The sequence below is a fragment of the Devosia sp. genome, from assembly GCF_041917035.1.
Classification (GTDB): Bacteria; Pseudomonadota; Alphaproteobacteria; order Rhizobiales; family Devosiaceae; genus Devosia_A.
Genome location: NZ_JAYRYM010000358.1, coordinates 1 through 2,820 on the forward strand (window position 1 = coordinate 1; position 2,820 = coordinate 2,820).

At 65.3% G+C, this 2,820-nt stretch carries 3 protein-coding genes; all 3 read right to left on the minus strand.

The window, feature by feature from the left end; translation table 11 throughout:
- A partial coding sequence (locus ACE3TU_RS20975) for a helix-turn-helix domain-containing protein (protein ID WP_374627791.1) occupies positions 1–206 on the minus strand: 206 nt, incomplete at its 3' end.
- Positions 203–499 (minus strand): type II toxin-antitoxin system RelE/ParE family toxin, encoded by a 297-nt coding sequence (locus ACE3TU_RS20980; RefSeq protein WP_374627793.1) that lies wholly within the window; start codon positions 497–499, stop codon positions 203–205. The genes ACE3TU_RS20975 and ACE3TU_RS20980, both read right to left, overlap by 4 nt.
- A 100-nt stretch (positions 500–599) precedes the next feature.
- Entirely contained in the window at positions 600–2,723 is a 2,124-nt protein-coding gene (flhA, locus tag ACE3TU_RS20985) for a flagellar biosynthesis protein FlhA (protein ID WP_374627795.1), read from the minus strand.
- Positions 2,724–2,820: the final 97 nt, after the last annotated feature.

Here is a 2,820-nt window from a genome sequence, read left to right on the forward strand (position 1 = left end):
AGTTTCTGCTCCCAATCGCGGATGCGTCCGACGCTGAAGCCGAAGGTGCGGGCAAAATCGGGTTGGCTGAGCTTTAGTCGACGTCGGATGGCCTTGACGTCGACTTCGGCCGGAATGTGGACTCCAAAGCCCCCCGATCTGCCCTCCGCATATGCGATGGCATCGTTCATTCCTGCAGCAATCTGCTCGAAAGCGCGTTTGCTCATGTCGACTTTCCTTTCGCGGAATAGGTCCGGACCAGCGTTGCCGCGAGTCCTGCGAGGGCATTTCGCTCGGCTCGTGACAGGTTGGCCTGCTGGTTCTTGGCAAACACGGTGATCAGGAACACCGGTATCCCGGCGGAGTGGAAGTAGCTGACTACCCGAAAACCGCCACTCTTGCCCTGGCCCTGCCGTGCGACACGGAACTTCCGCAAGCCACCGGTGCCCTCCATGAGTTCACCGAGTTCGGGGTTGGCGGCGAGGATGGTGACCACCTCGAGGCGCAAGCTATCCACCATCCCCGATGCTTGGCGGCCGCTAGAAAACTCGGCGTCTCAACCACCGTATGCATGACGGTGATATACGGACGATCCGCAGTCGCGTCAATGTCCGCTGCTGCTACACACTCCCGATCGTCTTCAGCCGCACCCGCGGGTGGACCTCGTTCTGGCTCATCACCACGGTCTGCGGGCGGAAGCGCTCGATGATGGCGCGGACGTGCGGGCGGATCGAAGGCGAGGTGATGAGCACCGGGATCTCGCCCATCTGGGCGGCGTTCTCGAAGGCCTGCTGCACCGAGATGATGAACTGCTGCAGCCGCGAGGGCGCCATCGCGAGGTGGCGGTCATTGCCCTCGCCCATCATCGCCTCGGCGAAATCGCGCTCCCACTGCGGAGAGAGGGTGACGAGCGGCAGGTTGCCATCCGGCCCGAGGTTGGAGGCGCAGAGCTGGCGCGAGAGGCGCGAGCGCACGTGCTCGGCGATCGCCTGCGCGGTGCGACCGGGGCCGGCGATCTCGGCGATGCCCTCGAGGATGGTGGGCAGGTCACGGATCGAGATGCGCTCGGTCAAGAGGGTCTGCAGCACGCGCTGGATGCCGGAGACCGAGATCTGGGCGGGAACGATGTCCTCGACAAGCTTCTGCTGGTCCTTGGGCAGCCCGGAGAGCAGCGACTGCACGTTGGCGTAGCTCAAGAGGTCGGCGACATTGGCCTTCAGCACCTCGGTGAGGTGGGTGGAGATGACCGTCGAGGGATCGATGATCGAATAGCCGCGCAGCTCGGCCTCGTCGCGCATGGCCGGCTCGATCCAGGTGGCGGGCAGCCCGAAGGTCGGCTCGGTGGTGTGGATGCCGGGCAGTCTGATCTCCTTGCCCATGGGGTCCATCACCATCAACTGGTGGGCGTAGATCTGGCCGTGGCCGGCCTCGACCTCCTTGATCTTGACCTTGTAGTCGTTGGGCTCGAGCTGCATGTTGTCGAGGATGCGCACCGGCGGCATGATGAAGCCGAGCTCGGTGGCGAGCTGACGGCGCAGCGCCTTGATCTGCTCGGTGAGCCGGTCGGTGCCGGTATCATCCTCCTTGACGAGGCTGAGCAGGCCATAGCCCAGTTCGAGCTTGAGTTCGTCGATCCTGAGGCTGTCGGTGATCGGGGCCTCCTGGGGCGGCACCGCTGCGGCCTGTTGCACCGCCTCGGCGACGGCCTTGTCCTCGACGGCCTGCGCCTTCCTGCCGCCCGACCTGAAGGCGAGCCAGCCCACTCCGGCGGCGAGGCCGAGGAACGGGATGATCGGCATGCCAGGAAGCAGGGCCAGCGCGCCGACGACGGCGGCGGACATGCCGAGCGCCTTGGGATAGCCGGTGAACTGGCTGACCAGCGCCTTGTCGGCGGACCCGAGCACGCCGGCCTTGGAGACCAGCAGGCCTGCGGCGGTCGAGACGATCAGCGAAGGAATCTGGCTGACGAGGCCGTCGCCGACGGTCAGCAGCGTATAGTTGTTGCCGGCCTCCTCGAAGCTCAGGCCCTCCTGCATCATGCCGATGATCATGCCGGCGATGATGTTGATGAAGGTGATGAGCAGGCCGGCGATGGCGTCGCCGCGCACGAACTTACTGGCGCCGTCCATGTTGCCGAAGAAGGCGCTCTCGGCCTCGAGAGTCTCGCGTCGCTTGCGCGCAGTGGCTTCGTCGATGAGGCCGGCGGAAAGATCGGCATCGATCGCCATCTGCTTGCCGGGCATGGCGTCGAGGTTGAAGCGGGCGGCCACTTCGGCGATGCGGCCCGAGCCCTTGGTGATGACGATGAAGTTGACGATGATCAGGATGGCAAAGACGACGACGCCGATGACGAAGTTGCCGCGCATGACGAAATTGCCGAACGCCTCGATGACGTGGCCGGCGGCATCGGTGCCGTTGTGGCCATCGGCGAGGATCAATCGGGTGGTGGCGAGGTTGAGCGCCAGCCGCATCATGGCGGCAATCAGCAGCACCGTGGGGAAGCTCGAGAACTCGAGCGGCGTCTGGATGAACAGCGCCGTCATCAGGATCAGCACCGAAAAGACGATCGAGACCGCCAGCAGCACGTCGAGCAGCAGCGGCGGCATCGGCACGATGAGCACGACGATGATCGCCATGACGCCGACGGCGAGGCCGATATCGGTCGAGAGCAGCGACTTGCGCAGGCCGGCAAAGGAAAAAGCCTGAGCCCGCAAGCCGGGTCCGGGGGCGGAGAGGTCAGCCACGCGAGGCACCTGAAGTCAGAGCGTGGGGCACCCCCCTCCCGGCCTCCCCCACAAGGGGGGAGGTGAAGGAAGGGGTGTGGGGCGGGTGCGAAGCCGT

Coding starts and splice junctions, on each gene's coding strand:
- ACE3TU_RS20980 (WP_374627793.1), bottom strand. CDS start 499: ATGGTGGATAGCTTGCGCCTCGAGGTGGTCACCATCCTCGCCGCCAAC.